Below are 553 nucleotides of genomic sequence, written 5' to 3' on the forward strand. Positions count from 1 at the left end.
GCTGCGGACGGTACGGGGTGGGGCGAGGGTGTGGGGCTGGTGCTGCTGGAGCGGCTGTCGGACGCGCGGCGCAACGGTCGCCGGGTGCTGGCGGTGGTTCGGGGTTCGGCGGTCAACCAGGACGGTGCGAGCAATGGTCTGACGGCGCCGAACGGGCCGTCGCAGGAGCGGGTGATCCGCCAGGCGTTGGCGAACGCGCGGTTGTCGCCCGGCGAGGTGGACGCGGTGGAGGCGCACGGGACGGGTACGACGCTGGGCGACCCGATCGAGGCCCAGGCGCTGCTGGCGACCTACGGCCGGGAGCGCCCGGCGGAGCGGCCGGTGTGGCTGGGGTCGGTGAAGTCGAACATCGGGCACACCCAGGCGGCGGCCGGGGTGGCGGGTGTGATCAAGATGGTGCAGGCGCTGCGTCACGGGACGCTTCCGGCCACCCTGCACATCGACGAGCCCTCCCCGCACGTCGACTGGGAATCGGGAGCCGTACGCCTGCTCAGCGAACAGGCGCCGTGGCCGCACAGCGATAGCCCGCGTCGGGCAGCGGTCTCCTCGTTCG

At 73.4% G+C, this 553-nt stretch carries 1 pseudogene; it reads left to right on the plus strand.

From position 1 onward, the window contains the following. Nucleotides 1-553 (plus strand): annotated as a pseudogene (locus G5C65_RS38150) (polyketide synthase); the annotation flags it as partial.

The organism is Streptomyces boncukensis, from assembly GCF_011045075.1.
Lineage (GTDB): Bacteria > Actinomycetota > Actinomycetes > Streptomycetales > Streptomycetaceae > Streptomyces > Streptomyces boncukensis.